The organism is Rhizobium sp. SVR5-9E (assembly GCF_056755095.1).
The window spans coordinates 1-17,909 of the sequence record NZ_JBNDHS010000083.1; the positions used below are offsets into that span (position 1 = coordinate 1).

The 17,909-nt window shown below is 60.2% G+C and carries 14 protein-coding genes; 1 reads left to right on the top strand and 13 read right to left on the bottom strand.

Translation table 11 applies throughout. The annotated features are described in order from the left end of the window. Positions 1–12: 12 nt before the first annotated feature. The 13 genes from ACPYOJ_RS26965 to ACPYOJ_RS27025 all read right to left on the bottom strand — a co-directional run bounded on the left by ACPYOJ_RS26965 (position 13) and on the right by ACPYOJ_RS27025 (position 16,198). Complete coding sequence (locus tag ACPYOJ_RS26965; RefSeq protein WP_481418980.1) at positions 13–786, bottom strand: SDR family NAD(P)-dependent oxidoreductase; 774 nt, start codon at positions 784–786, stop codon at positions 13–15. 10 nt (positions 787–796) lie between these two features. Then, complete coding sequence (locus ACPYOJ_RS26970; RefSeq protein WP_481418981.1) at positions 797–2,131, bottom strand: dihydroorotase; 1,335 nt, start codon at positions 2,129–2,131, stop codon at positions 797–799. Positions 2,132–2,146: 15 nt separating this feature from the next. Then, positions 2,147–3,781, bottom strand: a complete 1,635-nt coding sequence (locus ACPYOJ_RS26975) for a thiamine pyrophosphate-requiring protein (protein ID WP_481418982.1) — start codon at positions 3,779–3,781, stop codon at positions 2,147–2,149. Between the two features lie 49 nt (positions 3,782–3,830). Continuing rightward, positions 3,831–4,757 carry an allantoinase PuuE gene (locus ACPYOJ_RS26980; RefSeq protein WP_481418983.1) on the bottom strand — a complete coding sequence of 309 codons (927 nt, stop codon included), beginning with the start codon at positions 4,755–4,757 and terminating at the stop codon, positions 3,831–3,833. Then, positions 4,757–5,794: an NAD-dependent epimerase/dehydratase family protein gene (locus ACPYOJ_RS26985; protein ID WP_481418984.1), complete on the bottom strand. Its 1,038-nt coding sequence runs from the start codon at positions 5,792–5,794 to the stop codon at positions 4,757–4,759. The genes ACPYOJ_RS26980 and ACPYOJ_RS26985 overlap by 1 nt, the downstream gene beginning before the upstream one ends. A 33-nt stretch (positions 5,795–5,827) precedes the next feature. After that, positions 5,828–6,589 (bottom strand): SDR family NAD(P)-dependent oxidoreductase, encoded by a 762-nt coding sequence (locus ACPYOJ_RS26990; RefSeq protein WP_481418985.1) that lies wholly within the window; start codon positions 6,587–6,589, stop codon positions 5,828–5,830. Then, on the bottom strand, positions 6,586–8,019 hold the full coding sequence (gene hydA, locus ACPYOJ_RS26995) for a dihydropyrimidinase (protein ID WP_481418986.1): 1,434 nt from the start codon (positions 8,017–8,019) through the stop codon (positions 6,586–6,588). The genes ACPYOJ_RS26990 and hydA overlap by 4 nt, the downstream gene beginning before the upstream one ends. After that, the gene (locus tag ACPYOJ_RS27000; protein WP_481418987.1) at positions 8,016–9,200 is read right to left on the bottom strand and encodes an MFS transporter; all 1,185 of its coding nucleotides are present in this window, start codon (positions 9,198–9,200) and stop codon (positions 8,016–8,018) included. Before ACPYOJ_RS27000 ends, hydA begins: the two co-directional genes overlap by 4 nt. A 75-nt stretch (positions 9,201–9,275) precedes the next feature. Continuing rightward, positions 9,276–11,330, bottom strand: coding sequence for a dipeptide ABC transporter ATP-binding protein (locus tag ACPYOJ_RS27005; RefSeq protein WP_481418988.1), 2,055 nt, complete (start codon positions 11,328–11,330; stop codon positions 9,276–9,278). 32 nt (positions 11,331–11,362) lie between these two features. Next, positions 11,363–12,238 carry an ABC transporter permease gene (locus ACPYOJ_RS27010; protein ID WP_481418989.1) on the bottom strand — a complete coding sequence of 292 codons (876 nt, stop codon included), beginning with the start codon at positions 12,236–12,238 and terminating at the stop codon, positions 11,363–11,365. A 2-nt stretch (positions 12,239–12,240) separates the two neighbouring features. Next, positions 12,241–13,254, bottom strand: a complete 1,014-nt coding sequence (locus tag ACPYOJ_RS27015; RefSeq protein WP_481418990.1) for an ABC transporter permease — start codon at positions 13,252–13,254, stop codon at positions 12,241–12,243. Positions 13,255–13,324: 70 nt separating this feature from the next. Next, positions 13,325–14,995 carry an ABC transporter substrate-binding protein gene (locus ACPYOJ_RS27020; protein WP_481418991.1) on the bottom strand — a complete coding sequence of 557 codons (1,671 nt, stop codon included), beginning with the start codon at positions 14,993–14,995 and terminating at the stop codon, positions 13,325–13,327. Between the two features lie 192 nt (positions 14,996–15,187). After that, complete coding sequence (locus tag ACPYOJ_RS27025) at positions 15,188–16,198, bottom strand: GlxA family transcriptional regulator (protein WP_481418992.1); 1,011 nt, start codon at positions 16,196–16,198, stop codon at positions 15,188–15,190. Positions 16,199–16,858: 660 nt separating this feature from the next. On the opposite strand from ACPYOJ_RS27025, the gene ACPYOJ_RS27030 reads away from it, so the two are divergent. After that, positions 16,859–17,869, top strand: coding sequence for an alpha/beta fold hydrolase (locus ACPYOJ_RS27030; RefSeq protein WP_481418993.1), 1,011 nt, complete (start codon positions 16,859–16,861; stop codon positions 17,867–17,869). Positions 17,870–17,909: the final 40 nt, after the last annotated feature.

The window sequence follows — 17,909 nt, forward strand, 5'->3', positions numbered from 1 at the left end:
AGGCGTATCGCCTCAGCCGGCCATCCATCCGCCGTCGACCATCAGGTTGACGCCGGTGATGTAGCTCGCCATGTCGCTGGCGAGGAAAACGGCCGCACCCGCCACGTCCTTCGGCTCGCCGAGCCGCGGCCAGGGCGTGCGCCGGCGCGAATAATCGAGCGCACCGGGATCGTTGGCGACACCGGGCTTGCCGGTGACGATTTTCCCCGGTGCAATCGCATTGCAGACGATCAGATCGGCGGCATGGTCGACGGCGATCTGGCGCGTCATCTGAACAATCGCGCCCTTGCTCACCCCGTAAGGAAAGTCGCCGGGACTGGCGACCATGCCGTGCTGTGAGGAAATGTTGATGATCCTGCCGCGGGTTTCGCCGATCGGCTCCTGCGCCAGGAACTGTTGGGCAGCGCGTTTGCAGCAGTAGAAAAAGCCGGTGACATTGACGGCAATGATGCGGTCCCACTGCTGCGGCGAGGTGTCGATAAGATTTGTCGACGTATAGATCGCGGCATTGTTGACCATCACGTCCAGCCGGCCGTACCGCGCGACGGTTTCTGAGATCAGTGCGTCGACGTCGCTCCAGCTCGATATGTCGGCCTTGATGAAAGTTCCCTCGCCGCCACCTGCGCGTATGCTCTCAAGCGTCGTTTCTCCCCCTTCGATAGGCCTCTCCGTCACGTCGGCGATGACGACGGTTGCGCCCTCTCGCGCATAACGCAGGGCGATCGCCCGACCAAGACCCGAGCTCGCGCCGGTCACGATAGCTATCTTGTCAGCAAGCATGGTCATTGTCTTTCCTTCAATAGGCACTGCGGACCACTTGGCCGCGGTTAGGCAATGCGAGCACGCCGTCGCTAACGATGCGCTCGCCGCGCAGGAAGACATCCGTCAGCTTGCCGGGGATGCGCCAGCCGTCGAACGGCGTGTAACCGGCGCGGGAGGCTTGTTCGGCATTGCTTATGACGGTCGAACCACTGAGGTCGACGAGCAGAATGTCCGCGTCATAGCCAACGGCGATAGAGCCCTTCGACCTGCCCAGTCCGAAGCGCCGCGCCGGAGCGTAGGAACACATGCGCACAAGTGCGGACAGGCTGATCACCCGCTCGCCAACCAGCTTGAGCATGACCGGCAAAAGCGTTTGCAGGCCTGGCATTCCGCCGGGGATATCGGCAAACGCAGCGTAATGAGCCGCCTTTTCCTTTGCGCTATGCGGCGCGTGGTCGGTGGCCATGGCATCAATAAGACCCTCCGACAGCGCCGCACGCAGCGCCTGGACGTCTTCACCGTCCCGCAGCGGTGGCGAGCCTTTGAGATTGCCGCCGACAACGGCGTAGTCAGCCGCTGTAAAGAACAGATTCTGTGGTGTTGTTTCGACGGTCACATCGGCCATGTCCCGCAGCCGCCGCCACGTTTCGATCCCGAGCTGCGAATTGATCTGCCGGACATGGACGCGAACGCCGGTTTCGGCTGCAGCCAGCACCGCGCGCGAAATGCCGCCGGCTTCGGCGAGAGGCGGCCGGCTCGAAAGAAAAGTGCCGATATCTCCGGCACGATCGCGCGACGCGCTGCCAAGCAAGATTGATTGGTCACCCGGCGAGATGCCGATGGTCGTGTTGTAAGTCGCGAGACGGCGCAATGTCTGCGTTACGGCGTCGAGGCTGTCGAACATGAACTCTGCCGGCACGTCGGCCGTGAACAGCTCGAGCGACACCGGCGCGAGTTTGAGGAGTTCATCCAGCCCCTCAAGAGATTTCGATATGACGCCCTGAAACCCGACATCGACATGCAGGCGGCCTTCAGCCATCTCCATCTTCTCGGCGAGTTGAGCGGCGGTTGCCGTCCAGGGATCGTCCGTCGGCATATCGAGAATCGTGGTCACGCCGCCAAGAGCGGCAGCACGGGTACCACTTTCGAAATCCTCCTTGTGCGTCAAACCCGGTTCCCGCAGATGCGCATGGGCGTCGACAAGTCCCGGCAACAGGTGCCGTCCGGTTGCGTCTACGAAGGATCGCGCCATCGGGCTATCGCCCGGAGCAAAGAGAGCGGCAATGCAACCGTTGTTGATCCCGATATCAGCCCTTCTCTCACCATCAGCATTTACGACGATGCCGCCGGTAATAACTGTATCGAACATGTGCCCTCCCGCTGCCTACCAGAGACCCGCAAGACGCGGTTCTTCGTGGGTGACCACCTCGATGAGCGCGGCTTGGCCGGTCTCGACCTTCTGCAGAGCGCGCCGCAATGCCGGGCGCAGATGCTCCGGTTGCGTCACGCATTCGCCATAGCCGCCGAGCGCCTCGGCGATCGGCGCATAGCCCCCGGTCACACGGTTGGCGCCATACTTGGTCGTTGCGACGGGCATGCTTTTCGCGTAACCGCCGAGCACGTTGTTGCGCAACAAGATCGTTAGGACCGGCAGGTTGCAGCGCACCGCCGTTTCGAAATCGATGCCGACCATGCCGAAGGCCGACTCGCCCATCAGGTTCACGACCGTCGCCTCCGGCCGGGCGAGTTTCGCGCCGATAGCAAAACCGAGGCCGCTACCCAACTGGGTCGTCTTACCCCAGCCGATATAGCTGCCGGGGACGCTTGCCACATAGAAGGGGCAGAACTGATCACGCGGATTGCCAGCATCATGGGTGACGATCGACCTCTTCGGATCGACCGCCTGCATGATCTCCCAGACTACGCGATAGGGCGAGATCGGCGCCGTATCGGCCGTCAGCAGAGGCATCCATTTGGCCATGAAAGCAGCCCGCACTGCCGTGATTTCGCCTGCGATCTGCGGACGTTCGGGCAGCGGCAATCGATTGGCCCTTATGTGGCCGATCATCTGCTTTAAGACTGATCGGATATCGCCGACGATGCCCTGCGCGATCGGGTAGTCCTTGCCGAGATCGGCATCGTCGAGCGTGACCTGCAGGATGACCTTATCGTCCGGGATCGGCAGGATGTAATAGGAGCGCGTTAGACTGCTGCCGAGCGCCAGCACGACGTCGGCTCTTTCGAGGAAACGATCGACAGTTGCCGGCCGCGCGCGGCCCGCCGTTCCGAGCGCCAGCGCATGGTCTTCCGGAAAGCCGCTCTTGCCGTTCGGCGTCGTCATGACCGGGATATTCAGCAGTTCGGCAAACTCGACCAGTTCTTGAGTGGCGGACGCGGACAGGACGCCCTGCCCCGCCAGGACCACAGGATTTCTGGCGGTGAGAAGTGTCGCGACCAGCTCCGCGATTTCACCATTGTCTGCCTGTGGCACGCTGCGGCGCGGCCGCTGGTGAAGCGACGGTGAGGCGTGAAGCGTTTCGGTAAGCAGATCGACCGGCAGTTCGAGCAGGACAGGGGCCGGCTTGCCGTTTCTGACGCGAGAGATCGCCGCGTGCATCAGTTTCGGCAGGTCGTCCACCCTGGTTGCCGCTTCGCACCATTTGGTGATGTGGGTGAAGTTGCGGCGGGACTCGAAGTTCGGTGCCACGGCCTCCGAGCCGCGCGGATAGCCCGTCGGCAGGAAGAGCATCGGCACACCGTCGTTGAACGCCTGGGCAATCCCGGCAAAGGAGCTCTCAGCACCCGGACCATATTGCACGGTCACGACGGCCAGCTCCTTTCCGGCCGTCGCACGCGCATATCCTTCCGCGATGTTGATCGCGACGCGTTGCGTGCGGGCTATGATCGGCGGAATATCCATCTCGGCGGAGGCATCGAAGAGCTCGCTTGCCGGAAAGCCGATGATCTGCTTGACGCCCTCTTGCTTCAACACGCCGGCGACATATTGAGCGCCGCTCATGCCTTGCATCTGAGTGTGCAACCGTTCTACCGGCTCTGCTTGCGTGCCTTCAGCCATGGCGAGAAAAGCCCTCGTGGTTTGCCAGCCAGTGACGGGCAATGTCCTCGCGGCGCATGAAGGCCGCGCCCGGAGTCTTCTTCACGTGCTCGATGACCTCGCGGAGGCCGGAGGCGCGGTTGGGCTGGCCCATCCAGCGGGCATGCACGCCGATGGTCAGCATGCGCCCGCCGGTCTCGTCGGCCTCACCGATCATGTAGTCGATTGCCGAACGGCAATCCTCGGCAAAGTCGCGCGGATTGCTGTAGCCGGGTGCGATCAGATAGCGGCTGTCGTTCAGGGTCTTCGAATAGGGCACGACGAGAAGCTTCGTACCATCGTGATCGAGGAAGTAGGGAAGGTCGTCATTGCATGGGTCGGAATAGTAGAGGAAGCCGCCTTCTTTCACGATCAGATCGCGGGTGTTGACGCTCGGAAACGAGCGGCAGTTCCAGCCAAGGGGCCGCTTGCCGGTCAGCTTCTTGTAAAGTGCGATCGCTTCATGAAGCTGACGCTCCTCCTCCTCGCGGGGCATCGTCGAATATTCGCTCCAGCGAAGACCATGGCCGAGAAGATCGTGACCGCGTGCGTTCATCCATTCGATGACCGTTGGATTTCTTTCGAGCGCAACAGCGCAAGCTGAGATCGTCACCGGAATGTCGTAGCGATCAAACAACCGCGCCAGGCGCCACACGCCGGCGCGGCTGCCATATTCGAAATGCGTCTCGGTGCCGAGGTCGCGTACCGGAGGGCTGTTCGGGATATTGTATTCGCCCCAATTGTCGTTCCGGCCGTCTTCGAGCCAGGAATATTCCGAGCCTTCCTCGTAATTCAGCACGAGGTTGATGGCGAGCTTGGCCCGACCCGGCCAGGTAATCACCGGCGGCTTCGGGCCGTAGCCCACAAAATCGCGCAATTGATCTTTTGTGACAGCGGTCATCACTTTCCCTCGCTTTGAAGTTCGTTTTCGATGATCCAATCCATGTAGTCGTGGAAGGACTGCCTGGCGCTGCGCGGCCGCCAGCTCGTATCCCGCTCGATTCGAGCGATGTCGTAGGCGCCCCACATGCCGTCCTTCAGCGAAACGTCCTGAATGATATTGGCGGTCTCTGCCGGGCTGACTTCAATTTTCAGGCCGGGCGCACGTTCCTTCGCCCATTCGATGACATCACCTATGGTAGACGTTTCGCCGCTTCCGATATTGTAGTGGCGGTAGCGAAGGCGCTCCGCAAACAGGAGCGCAATGATCGCTTCGGCGACATCGGTCGAACTCAGGTAATCGCCGACGGGCTCCAGGCTGTTCGGCCGGATGGTCTCGCCGGCAAGCGCCATATGCGCGACCCGGTTGGGCACATGCCGGAAATTGCGGCTTCCCGTCACGCGGTCCATTGGCCCGTAGACCGAGGCGAGCCTGACCGATGCCGCCGACAGGCCGAACAGATCGGCATAACGGTTGACCACCATCTCGGCGGCAAATTTGGAAATCCCGTAAAGCGTCAGCGGTGCGACGTAGCCGTCTTCCGGCAGGGGCTCTCCCGTCCAGTCCGGACCGTGATGACGGTAGATCGCACCGGAGCTCACGTAGACGATGCGCTTCAGATCGGCCTGCCGACGCGCCCATTCGAGGATGTGCACCGTGCCCATGAGATTGACGTCGACGATCCGAGCGGGATCCTCGGCCTCCGGCTGACGCTTCGCTTCAGCCGCGCTTCCCCGCGAGATCGGGGTAATAGTCGCACCATGCACGACGTATCGGATGTCGTGGCTGTCGAGCGCGTCTGCCCATTGGCTTGGATCGCAGATATCGCCTGTAATTACCGAGAGGCGGTCACGAACCGGCGCGAAATAGCGTTCCGCCATGGCATCCAGACCGGCGCGGTCCAAGATGACGACGCGCGCCTTGGGATCGCGGTCAAGCCATGCCCGCGCAAGGACGCTCATTACAAAGCCGGTGCCGCCGGTGACAAGAAGGGTCATCCTAAAATCCATCAAAGATTTCAACAACAAATGTCAGCGTGTCGCGTAGCCGCCGTCGGCCAGCAGATCGGTGCCGGTCACGAACGAGGCGTCTGACGACAGAAGGAAGGTAGCGGCGGCAGCGATTTCGTCGGGCTGGGCGATGCGCCCCAGCAAATGCGCCGGCCCGAGACTGGCATTGGCCGTATCGAGATCGGGCCATCGCTGCAGCAGCCTCGGGGTTGCGACAGCGCCCGGAGAAAGACTGTTGACGCGAATGCCATCGGCCGCGTGATCAACCGCCATGGCTTTCGCCAGATGCACGAGACCTGCTTTGGCGGCGCAATAAGCGACGGCCTTTCCGACCGCCACATGCGCAAATTGTGATGCGATGAAGACAACCGAACCGCCGCCAGCGGCAACCATTGCCGGAAGCACGTGCTTGCTGGCCAGAAAGGCGCCGGTCATGCTGACGTCGACCTCGAGCCGCCACTGCTGTTCAGGCAGATTGATGACGGTGCCATCGAACGATGGCGCGGCCGCATTGTGCACAAGACCATCGAGGCGACCGAAACGTGCCAACCCGGCCTCCACCGCGGTGTGGACCGACCAGCTGTCGGTCACATCGCAGCGAATGCCGATCGCCGCTGATCCCAATTCCTCGGCGAGTGCCGTGGCTCCTTCAAGAGAGTGATCGGCGCAGATTACAGACGCTCCCTCCCCCACACAGCGGCGCGCGATCGCTGAACCGATGCCGCTTGCCGCGCCGGTTAGGAAAACAACCTTGCCTTCGAGGCGTGACGCGAGCGCAGTCATGATGCGAGAACCTTTGAAAGCCCCTGTTGCGGCGGGAACGGCCGCTGGCGCGCGATAAATTGACCGCGGCCGGGTTCGGCAAGAATCCTGCCGTCGTCCCAGACGACGTCGCCGCGCGAGATTGTCATGATCGGCCAGCCCTTCACGACCTGCCCTTCATAGGGCGTGTAGTCAGTCGCGTGATGCAGCAGCGAATTGGTGATCGTCACGCTGCGGTCCGGGTCCCAGATCGCGATATCGGCATCTGCGCCGACGGCGATCCTGCCTTTGCGGGGGTAGAGACCGAACAGCCGGGCCGGAGCACCGGCGGTCAGATCGGCGAATTTCTGCAGCGAGATCCGGCCGCCGTTGACGCCAACCGAAAACAGCAAGGCAAGGCGGGTCTCGATGCCCGGGATGCCATTCGGGATTCGATGGAAGGGCGTCCCCGGACCGCCGGCGATCTTGTCGGCATAGTCGCAGGGCGAGTGATCCGAGGTGAAAACCTCGAGGGTACCGTCGAGAATGCCCGCCCAGATCGCAGGCTGGTTGGACTTGTCGCGCGGAGGCGGCGTGCAGACGCATTTGGAGCCGGACAGATCGTGCGTGTCGATATCTTCGGCCGAGAGGAAGAGATATTGCGGGCAGGTCTCGGCGTAAATAGGCAGCCCGCGCGCCTTGGCGCGGCGGATTTCCTCGACAGCGCCGGCCGCCGCCACGTGGCTGACGAGGATCGGGGTCTCGATCAGCTCGGAGAGGCTGATGGCCCGGAAGGTTGCCTCACGGTCTCCGATTTCCGAATGCGCCTTCTCATGATAGCGAAGCTCAGTCTTGCGAGCGGCGATGAACTTTTCGGTCAGCCAGCGAATACAGGCATCGTTTTCCGCGTGGACCATGACCATTGCGCCCTGCGAGCGGGCGAGGTCGAGGACATTGAGCACCTCATAATCATCGAGCTTTAGACCGTCATAGCTCAGGTAGATCTTGATCGAGGTGCAGCCTTCCGCGATCAGGCCAGGAATTTCGTCGCGCAGCACCTCGGCCGAGGGATCGCCGACGATCAGGTGGAAGCCATAGTCGATACGCGCTTTCGGGCGGGCGCGTTCATGGTAGTCCTCGACGATTTCTCTGAGCGACTGACCGCGCATCTGCATGGCGAAGGGCACGACGGTCGTCGTACCGCCGCAGAGCGCCGACAGGGTCCCAGTATTGAAATCATCCGCTGTTGATTTGCCTTCCCATGGCTGCTGGTCCATGTGGCAATGGCTGTCCACACCGCCAGGCAGCACCAAGCGGCCTTCTGCCGAGACCTCGCGCAGGCCTTTCGGCAGGTTCGGTTCGAGGGCGGCGATCACACCGTTTCGAATGCCGACGTCGATCTGCTTCGTGGCGTCAGGGAGAACGACGCGGCCCCCTCGAATGACCAGGTCATACGGCTGCTGCGAATTCATTCGGTTCCTCCCGAAGCGAGGCATGGTTTCACGCCGACAGAAGAACGGCGCAGAAGATTGAAGCAGGCAGCAAGGGCAACCAGAAATGCGCTGCTGCCGAGAAGGATGAAGAGGGCTTGCGGGGCAAATATATCCATGAGGCCCGCCGCAGCGCCGGGCGTCATGATGTTGCCGACCGAGTAGAGCAGGAGCAGACTGCCGGATGCGGAAACCATGTGCCGGCTGTCGAGCTGGGAATTGGCATAGGCGATGCCGACGGGGTAGATCGTTAGCGCGATTGCGCCGTAGGCGAAAAACAACGCATGAAGAAGGCCTTGCGATCGCATGCCGGGCCAGGCGATCGTCGCGCAAAGGCATGCCGTTGCCAGTCCCTGCAAAAGCAGCAGCAGGCGACGATCCATTCTGTCGGACAGCCATCCTGCAGGTGCCTGGGCCAACATGCCGCCCATACTAAAGGCGGTGACGAGTGTCACGGCGGACGCCGCCTCGAGGCCGACCCGCTCGCCATAGATGGGCGTCATCGTATAGACGTTCATATTCGTCATGCCCGACTGAAACACGCTGACGACGGTGACCGGGGCGAGACGCACCAGTTGCCAGATGCCATATCGATCCGTCGAGGTCGCGGTGCTTGCACCCTCGATTGGCGCGGGAAGAGGCAGAGCCGGCCAGCAACCGCCAAGGAAGCGGGCGTAGAAGAATCCCGAGAGGATTACCAAGAGCGCAATCGGGAAAAGGTGGGGCGAATGCGGACCGGCTGCCTCGACAAACAACTGGCCGAACAAGACGGCAAGCGACGTCATCAGCATGTAGAGCGAGAAAAAGGCGCCTCGATTGCGTTGGTCGGCATAGAGGTTGATCCAGCTCTCGGAAATGACGAAGAGCGTTGCGATCGCAAAGCCGTTGATTAACCGAAGGCAAAACCAGAGCGGCATCGCAGCGGTCAGCATGTATCCGCATGTTGCAAAGGCTGCGAGCAATGCCATCGACAGGAAAGCGCGCTCATGCCCAAGGCGAGACACCAGAAAGCGGGCCGAAAGGCATCCCGCCAGGAAGCCAATCGGGAAAGCGGTCAGCAGCAGCTGGACAATACGGACGCTGATCGACGGATCGCTCAAGTGAAGTGAAACGGTCGTGGTCAAGAGTGCGTTGCCCGTGCCGATGACACAGATACTCGCCATTATGGGAATGATTGCCCGAAAGCGCGCGGCCCTGTGCCATGCTTCAGCGATCGACCTGCCGAATCCACGCATCGGTTAGGCCTTCTCGACCGGTGCAAGAACCGATGGACGTGCTGCGAGCTCGGCTGCCTCAATGTGGCAGGCGATTTCGTGCGTTTCGGACATCTTTCTAACGGGTGGGGGTACGGTGTCGCAAATGGTTCCAACTTTGCGATGACACCGCGTGGAGAACCGGCAGCCAGCCGGCACGTTCACCGGGCTTGGCGTCTCGCCCGTCAGGCGGATCCGTTCCCGCGGCGCCTCGTCGGGATGCGGACTGCGGATCGCCGACAGCAGAGCTTCCGTATAGGGATGCGCGCCTTCACCGAAGACCTCCTCCACCCTGCCCTGTTCCATGATCTTGCCCAGATACATGACGACGACCTTGTCGGCGACGTGGCGCACGAGGGCGAGGTCATGGCTGATGAACAGCATCGTGGCGTGCTTGTCATGCTGGATATCAAGCAAAAGGGTTACGATAGCTGCCTGCACCGAGACGTCCAGTGCCGAAACGGGTTCGTCGGCGACGATCAGCGACGGATCCGCGGCAAACGCTCGCGCGATTGCAATGCGCTGCTTTTGCCCGCCGGAGAGCTGGTTGGGCTTTCGGTCGGCGACTGCCGGTGACAGGCGCACCATTTCCAGGAGCTCGCGAACACGTTGCTCAATTTCGGCCTTCCCCTTGCGGATGCCGAATTTCTTGATCGAACGGCGAATGGAAAACGCTGCCGCATGGGAGGGATTGAGCGTGCTGTCGGGATTCTGGAAAATCATCTGAATCTGCTGCAGCAACGGCCGGGGCCGGTCGCGCGCCTGCAGCTCGGCGATGTTTTCGCCGGCCATGCGGATCTCCCCCGACGTCGCCCGGTCGAGGCCGGTCACGATGCGGGCGAGCGTTGACTTGCCGCAGCCGGATTCGCCGACCAATGCAACGATCTCAGCTTTTCCGGCCTCGAAGGAAACTAACTCATTGGCCTTGACTGTCTTCTGATAGCCGATCGGATAGACCTTGCTGACGTCGGACAGCGAGATCGCAGTTGTTTTCGGCCCGAGATCGGACCCGGCCGGCGCCAAGGTTTGAACAGGCTCGGAAAGCTCCTGCCACCGTGCGCAACGGACAAGGTGATCCTCAGCCGCCGGTTCGAGGGCAAGCCCCGGCCGATCGCAGAGACCTGCGGCGAAGCTTGCGCAGCGCGGTGCAAAAAGACAGCCTTGCGGCCGTTCGGACGGCAGAGGAATATGACCGGGAATGGCAGCGAGGGTGCGGCTGCGCTTGTCGCCCGTGATATCGGGAATGCAATCGATCAGGCCGCGCGTATAAGGATGCTTCGGCCGACGAAAGACCTCGCCGGTCGTCCCCTCTTCAACCATTTCGCCTGAATACATGATCCCAAGGCGATCACAGCTCTCGGCAATGAGACCGAGATTGTGCGAGATGAACAGGAGGCTCGTCGAATAGCGCTGTCTCAGTTCGGCGATGAGATCGATCACGGCTGCTTCGACGGTCACATCAAGCCCGGTCGTCGGCTCGTCGAGCAACAGCAGCGATGGCTTGGCGAGCAATGCCATGGCAATGACCACACGCTGCTGCTGGCCGCCCGAAAGCTGGTGCGGGTAACGCTTCAGCATATCGCCGGGGTCGGGCAGGCGCACGTCGCCCAGCATGGCTTCCGCCATCGCCATCGCTTCCTGCTTGGTCGCGCCAAGGTGAAGAAGGGGAACTTCCGCAAGCTGCGCGCCGATCGTCTTCACCGGATTGAGCGCGCTCATCGGGTCCTGATAGACCATGGCGATCTGCCGTCCCCGGATCGACCGCAATTCCTTCGGGGAGGCGCCGACGAGCTCCTTGCCGTTGAAGCGGATGCTGCTGTTGGCGATCGCCCCGGTATTGCCGAGATAGCCCATGATCGCCATGGCCGTCGTGCTCTTGCCGCAGCCGGACTCGCCGACCAGGCCATAGCTCTCACCCGCCTTGACACTGAAAGACAAATCCGGAATGGCGACCACCGTCTCGGCCTTGCCGCGGAACTCGATCCGCAGGTTCTTGATGTCGAGAACAGGCGCGCGGTCGATCATAGGTGTGACGGACATGGCCGCTCCTTGACGATTTGACGCTATAACGTTCATGGCTTCCATGCCTCACGCATACCGTCGGCCAGCAGGTTGAAGCCGAGAACCAGGGTCACGAGCGCAAACGACGGAATGAGGGACATGTGCGGCCAGACATTGAGAACCGTCACGCTCTCCTTCACCATACCGCCCCAATCCGGGTTCGGTGGCGGCAGGCCGAGGCCAAGGAAGCCGAGGATACCTATCGTGATGATGGTGTAGCCAATGCGCAGGCAGGCGTCGACGATGAGCAGGCTACGGCAATTCGGCAGCAGCTCGACGATCATGATGTAGAGCGTGCTCTCAGCCCTAAGCTTTGCCGCCGCGACGTATTCCTGCTCCTTCAGTCCGAGCACAAGGCCGCGTGTAATACGGCCGATCCCCGGGGCGGAGGCGATTGTCGTCGCGATGACGATATTGAGCACCGACGGACCGATATTGGCGATCAGAATGACGTAAATGACCAGAACCGGAAATGCCAGGATGATGTCCGAGAAGCGGCTGATCAGCACATCGATCCAACCGCCGTAGTAGCCGGCGACCATGCCCATCGTGATGCCGACGATCATGGCGACGGCAACCGACAGTGGTGCGACGGATAGGACCGTGCGGGCGCCGAAGATGAGGCGTGAAAGCACGTCACGGCCCAAGACATCCGTGCCCAGCCAATGCGCGGCGGACGGATAAGGATTGGCCATTGCCATGACGTCCGAGTCCGTCGGTGACGGGAGCGGAAGGATGGGCGCAAGCAGGGCCGCCAAGACCCAGAACAGGACGAGCGAAAGGCCAACGACTGCGGTGCGTGAATGGAAAATGCGCATCCAGTTGGGCCGAGCGGCGCGTTTCGGCGGTGCAACTACGGCTTCCGCAATATTGTCTTGAACAGCCATTATCATTTCACCCGGATACGTGGATCGAGCAGCATGTAGCCGAGGTCGCCGAGGAGCTGCGTGATGACGGCGATGGCAACGGTGATCAGCGTCGCGGCCTCCAGGGTCGCAATGTCGCCGAAGAGGCTCGCATCGAGGATGAGGCGACCGAAGCCGGGATAGGCGAAGACGAGCTCGGTGACGACGACACCGCTGATCAGAAAGTTGATCTGCAGGAGGAGCACGGTGAACGGCGCGATCATCGCGTTGCGCAGAGCGTGCCCGAGCACCATGCGGCGGGTACTCATGCCCTTCAGAATCGCGGTCCTGATATAAGGCCGCTCCATCACGCCGATCATCGAGACGCGGATCATGCGGGCGACATAGCCGAAGTCGTAGATGACGAGGACCGCGACAGGCAGGACGAACTGATAGGGAACCGCCCAGCCGCCATCGTTGTTTAGGGGACTGGTGCCGGGAAGAACCGGCCAGAGGATCACGAAGAGGGTGACCAGGAAGACCCCTGATGCGAATTCGGGAATGGACGTGAAGGTGATGCAGATGACCGACAGTGTCCGGTCGAGCGCGCCGCCCTCTTTCAGCCCCGAGAGGATGCCGAAGATGATCGACAGCGGCACGATCAACAGAAATGCCAGTCCAGCGAGGATGGCGGTATTGCCGAGGCGGTCCCAGATCACGTCGTTGACCGGCAGCTTGTTCAGCGTCGAATAGCCGAAATTGCCGAAATACTGCGCGCCGCGGGGATCTTTGAAGTTCAAACCGGTGCTCGGATCCTGCAGCGGATCCGGGAGGGCGCCGACCAGTATGCCAAGCCAGCGTCCGTAGCGCACTGGCAAAGGATCATTTGCCTTCAATTTTTCGGTAAGAAGGTCGACCTGCTGCTGGGTCGCGAAAGGACCGAGCGATTTGCGCGCGACGCTGCCTGGAGTGAATTCACAGACGGCGAAGACGAGAAACGACGCACAGAGCATCGTCACCAACATCATCACCAGTCGTTTAAGGAGGAAGTTCGCCATAGCCGGAGGAATCCGAATGTCTAGGCACAGCACCCGACCACGCGAACGCGGCCGGGCGCCGGCTGGGAGATTACGCCGAGATCGCGTACTGATGCGCGAAGATGTACTGCGAAGGGTGCAGCTCGAAGCCCTTGACCTTCTTGTCCATGACCGTCGAGAAGACGCGCCAGAACGGCTGAACGATCGGGCCGTCGTCCTGCATGATCGCCTCGATCTTCGCCATGACCTTACTGCGCTCCTTCGGATCCAGGATGCCTTCTGCTTCCGTGAGCAGCTTGTCGAACTCCGGATTGGAATAATTCGACTCGTTCCAGGCCGCGTTGGAGCGATAGGCAAGTGCCAGGGTCATGATCGCCAGCGGGCGATGCCCCCAGGCCGTCAAGCTGAAGGGAGCGGTCGTCCAGACTTCCCAATACTGGGCGCTTGGAAGCGCCTTGATATTGATCTTGACTCCGATGTCCTTGAACTGTTCGGCGAGCACCTGCGCCGTGTTGAGCTCCCAGATCGGGTCCGGACGAGTGACCATGTCAAACTCGAAGCCATCAGGGTAACCAGCATCAGCAAGCAGCTTCTTTGCCTTTTCGATGTCCCGCGGATATTTGGGAAGAGCCGCATATTCGGGATGCGACGGGGCAACGTGATGATCTTCGGCCGGAATGCCGGCGCCCAAAAGCGCAGTCTGGATGACCTTGTTACGATCAATCGCATAACGCATCGCCTGGCGCACGCGCTTGTCCTTGAACTGCTCGATTTCCGGATGCATGCGGGCGACGACAGTCTGGGTTGTTTCAACCTTATAGACCGTGACATGCGGGAAGTTTTGCATCGAGTTGATCTGGACGGCGTCGGCTTCTGACAGGCCATCGACCTGCTTGGAGGCGATCGCCGCGATACCGGCGCCCGGGTTGTCGCCAAGGTCAACATATTCGAAGGTTTCAAGATAGGGACCCGTGCCCCAATAATCCGTGCGGGCTTTGTATTTCGCACCCTTGCCGACAACATATTCCGTCAGAGTGAACGGACCTGTGCCGTTGGCATCCGGGCCGAAGGTTCCGTTTTCAGCCGGGTCGATAATAGCCATCGGGTAATGATAGAGGTGCTCGGGGACCGCGATCTGCGGCATGGAACAGTTGAGACGAACGGTGTAGTCGTCAACCTTCTCGATGGCGTTGTCCGCCCAGAGCTTGCTCGACTTCTTCGGATTGCCCTTCTCGTCCTTTTCGCCCGTTTCGTATTCCTGGACGAGATAGCCGGTAAAGAGGCCAAGCATCGAGGAGCCGATCGCGGGATCACACACGCGCTTCAGGTTCCAGATAACGTCGTCAGCCGTCAGGGGCTTGCCCTTGCGCCATTTGACGTCCTTCCGGACATGCAGCGTCCAGGTCTTCAGGTTGTCACTGACCTCCCACTTTTCGAGGAGATAAGGATGGGTGATGTTGTTGCGATCGGTAAACGTCAGATATTCGCAGACCTGGCGAATAACGTTCGACTTCTCTGCAAAGTCGGCGAGATGAGGGTCTTTGATTTCCATGCAGCGCATGCCGATGCGCAGGTTGCCGCCCTTCGGCATATCGTCAGCTTTCGCCGCGGTATCGGACATCGGGACGCCTGCTAGGGCGTAGGCGGCACCCGCGGAAACGCCGAGAAGAGTGGCCTTGCGGAGAAATTCGCGGCGGCCGATCGAGCCGTTCGACATCTGGTCTACGAGCGTGGGAATGTAGGAATGCTGCTTCTTATCCAAGTTAGTGGTCTCCTAGTTCGTGCATAACTGTTCCAATTTTTATTGGTAGGACCGGATCGGTGATTGCTTCACCGGGCGCGGTCACAGCGGACTTTGTGTCCGTCAGCCGTTCCGTCTTTTGGAAAAGTAAAACGGCACGAACCTCTGTCATATGCATCGACTCGACATCTTTTGTGCGCGAATCGACATTGTTCAGGCTCCGAGCATCTCCCGCCGTTTCTCTTCCTTTCTGGTCGCCGCGGGACTTTCGCGAAACCGCTCGCGATAGAAGCGGCTGAAATGAGAGGCAGACTGATATCCGCAGATTTCGGCGATTTGGCTGATTGCCAGTTCCGTGTAGACAAGCAGCTCGCGCGCACGCTGCATCCGCAATTCAATGTAAAACTTTGAAGGGCTTTTCCCGAGATTGGAGTGAAACAGGCGCTCCAGCTGCCGAAGCGAAAGCGCCACACTGTCAGCAAGATCGGAAATCTCGACCGGCTCGCCCAGACTGCCTTCCATGCGTCTGATCACGAAGGCCAGCTTGGTATTCTTTATGCCGAATCTGTCCTCAGGCGACATGCGTTGCACGTCATCCTGCCTGCGGATGCGCGCATGGTTGAACTGATCGGAGATCAACGATGCAAGCTCGCGACCTTCAACGGCCGCGATAAGGTAGAGCATCATGTCGAGGGTGACGGTGCCGCCCGACGACGTGAGAAACCGGCCGTCGATCGCAAAAATGTCATCGGTGGCCAGGCAGTTGGGAAACTCGCTACGAAAGCTTGCAAGCGATTCCCAGTGGACGGCGCAGCGACGCCCCTCCAACAAGCCGGCTTTTGCGAGGAAGAACACGGCGGTGCTGACCGCACCGAGGACGCAGCCTTCGGAATAAATTCGGCGCAGCCAGGCGAAGACATTGGTGTCGTACGCGTCGGCATAATTGATCCCGGCGCAGAGGATGACGATGTCGCATCGTGGCGCCCGGGCGATCGGCGCATCGGCATCGAAGCCAAGTCCGCTGCTCGACTTCACGTGAGTACCGTCGGCCGAAAGCACGACCCACTCGAATGCCTTTCTCTTTGTCAGCCGGTTGCCTTGGCGAAGCGAGTCCAGTGCGGCAGCGAAGGTCATCAGGGGAAAGTCGGGAACGAGATAAAAACCGATGCGGATCGGCCGGCGGCTTTGTGCCAGCTGTTTCAGGCTATAGGTTTGCTCAGGCATCTAGAGATTCCAAACTTCTGCGCGGCCGAATTGCCAAAGATCTGCTGGCGGATGCGTCGGCCTCTTTGTTTGCCGCAGCATAAGAGCCCGGCTTATCTGTGACCATCACACGAGCGCAAAGCCATCGCCAGTGCATAATTTGCGGATGAACCGCAGTGTTGCTGGCACCGCCGCTGAGCACCGGAGAGAACAAAGTTTCCAGCAGTTTTGTACAAAATAGTCTTTGTTTTGAGTGGAATAGCTCTTGTCGCCAACTGGACTGGCCGGTACTTTTACCCCACTGTTTTTCCGCCACTACTACTATTTGCCAGAGGAGTAGTGGCCTCGGTTAATTATGGAACGATCACTCTATAACGAAGGAGCAGGCTTGCGAGAGTTGGCTCGGAGGCGCGCGATGGGATGCTCATAGGCCAGCCGTTACAGAGATCGTTTGCCACTACCGCCGTCCGCCTATCCCGAAGCGCGGAGGGCGACGTGTAGCACACTGAAGCCGTATGTTTCGATCCCGATTTAGCGAAACAGCAGCAGCGAGAGCAGGCAGGATGCGCGGCTACAGTGTCCTGTGAGCCGCAAAGGCATTAGAATTGGGTGTTCGTCGTCCGCGCGGTCGACGACCCTGTCAACCAGCGGGCGAAAGGCCTGCCTAACGGGGATGAAAAGATGAACGATGGCCATAACAATAGTTCACAAGAAGGCACCACCCGCAGGGGTGTGCTCTTAGGTGCCGGTACTGTAGCCGCCGCAATGGGGTTTCAGGCGGGGTCCTCAAATCCAGCTGAAACAGCACAGGCCGCTGCTACCCCGCAACCGATTCCGCCGGCCGACAAGGTGGATCTGGTTCACAAGAGAGCTACCGTCAACGGCGTTCGACTGCACTATGTGACCGTGGGAACGGGTCCCGTTGTTTTATGCATGCATGGTTGGCCGCAGAACCACCGCGAGTTCCTTCCGATCATGGAAGCGTTCGCTGACAGGTATACGTTCATCGCCCCCGATCTTCGCGGCTATGCAGATAGTGACAAGCCCTTTGACGGATACGAACCTGAAACCATCGCACGAGATATGATGGAATTGGTGGATGTGGAAAACGTGCAGAAATTTCATATCCTGAGTCATGATCTCGGAGGGCCGCCTTCCGTTGCACTCGCCTTTTTGGCGTCGGATCGAGCCCTTTCTTTGTCGACTATTGAAACGCCGTTTTTCGGCTTGAGTTTCCCCGGTTACGTGGACCCGAGGGTTCCCTATTGGCATCTTGGCATGCACATGAACATGGACGTAACGCGGTTTCTGGTTGAAGGCCGTGAAGAGCAGTACCTTCGTCATTTCTTCCGGGACTTCGCCTACAACCCGGCGGCAATTCCAGAGGTTGAAGTGCAACGCTATGTAATGCAGATGCGTCAGCCAGGGAATCTCCGAGCCAGCTTGAACCATTATGGATACATTCCGCAAATGGCCGCGCAGACAGCCGAATTGACGAAGAAGAAACTTACTGTCCCGATGCTGGCATGGGGAGGCAGCAGTTCATTTGGGTCGCATTGTATTGACAGCGCAAAAGCAATTGCGACTTCTGCTCAAGGCGGCGTTATTGATGAATGCGGCCACTGGGTTTTTGAGGAAAAACCACAATTCATCCGCGACGAACTCGAGAAATTCTGGGGGTCTATAAAATAGACGTCTCACGGGCTGCGAGGCATTTCCTGATCAAGTGAAG

Bases quoted from the DNA above. Each gene is read 5' to 3' on its own strand.
- ACPYOJ_RS26965 (WP_481418980.1), bottom strand. From the start codon at position 786: ATGACCATGCTTGCTGACAAGATAGCTATCGTGACCGGCGCGAGCTCG.
- ACPYOJ_RS26970 (WP_481418981.1), bottom strand. From the start codon at position 2,131: ATGTTCGATACAGTTATTACCGGCGGCATCGTCGTAAATGCTGATGGT.
- ACPYOJ_RS26975 (WP_481418982.1), bottom strand. From the start codon at position 3,781: ATGAGCGGCGCTCAATATGTCGCCGGCGTGTTGAAGCAAGAGGGCGTC.
- ACPYOJ_RS26980 (WP_481418983.1), bottom strand. From the start codon at position 4,757: ATGACCGCTGTCACAAAAGATCAATTGCGCGATTTTGTGGGCTACGGC.
- ACPYOJ_RS26985 (WP_481418984.1), bottom strand. From the start codon at position 5,794: ATGACCCTTCTTGTCACCGGCGGCACCGGCTTTGTAATGAGCGTCCTT.
- ACPYOJ_RS26990 (WP_481418985.1), bottom strand. From the start codon at position 6,589: ATGACTGCGCTCGCGTCACGCCTCGAAGGCAAGGTTGTTTTCCTAACC.
- hydA (WP_481418986.1), bottom strand. From the start codon at position 8,019: ATGAATTCGCAGCAGCCGTATGACCTGGTCATTCGAGGGGGCCGCGTC.
- ACPYOJ_RS27000 (WP_481418987.1), bottom strand. From the start codon at position 9,200: ATGGCGAGTATCTGTGTCATCGGCACGGGCAACGCACTCTTGACCACG.
- ACPYOJ_RS27005 (WP_481418988.1), bottom strand. From the start codon at position 11,330: ATGTCCGTCACACCTATGATCGACCGCGCGCCTGTTCTCGACATCAAG.
- ACPYOJ_RS27010 (WP_481418989.1), bottom strand. From the start codon at position 12,238: ATGGCTGTTCAAGACAATATTGCGGAAGCCGTAGTTGCACCGCCGAAA.
- ACPYOJ_RS27015 (WP_481418990.1), bottom strand. From the start codon at position 13,254: ATGGCGAACTTCCTCCTTAAACGACTGGTGATGATGTTGGTGACGATG.
- ACPYOJ_RS27025 (WP_481418992.1), bottom strand. From the start codon at position 16,198: ATGCCTGAGCAAACCTATAGCCTGAAACAGCTGGCACAAAGCCGCCGG.
- ACPYOJ_RS27030 (WP_481418993.1), top strand. From the start codon at position 16,859: ATGAACGATGGCCATAACAATAGTTCACAAGAAGGCACCACCCGCAGG.